The following is a 292-nucleotide window of genomic DNA, read 5'->3' as shown; positions in this document are numbered from 1 at the left end:
GTATGGGTATCTAAAACAGGGATGGGTGTGGGATTTGGGGTCAATCCAGAAAAATCAGGTGGACTAGGATCTATCGATCAAGCCTTGCAGCGCCTTGGGCAAAAACGCCAAATCAGTGTCTTTACTCGACATTATCAAATGCCTGCTATGCTTGCAGCAAATAAAGATCTGATAGCGACTTTGCCCACGCGTGTGGCAAGAATGCAGGCAAACAATGACAGTATCATGATGGAAGATCCCCCGTTCTTTATTCCTGAGTTTGAGCTTACGATGGCATGGTCTCCTTTGTTAC

Annotated in this window: 1 pseudogene; it reads left to right on the top strand. The window is 45.9% G+C overall.

The annotated features are described in order from the left end of the window. Positions 1-292, top strand: a pseudogene (locus R2R70_RS19645) (LysR family transcriptional regulator); the annotation flags it as partial.

Origin of the sequence: Cobetia sp. SIMBA_158 (assembly GCF_046566945.1) — a bacterium.
GTDB classification, from domain to species: domain Bacteria; phylum Pseudomonadota; class Gammaproteobacteria; order Pseudomonadales; family Halomonadaceae; genus Cobetia; species Cobetia amphilecti.
This window is presented reverse-complemented; position numbering and strand designations above follow the sequence as displayed.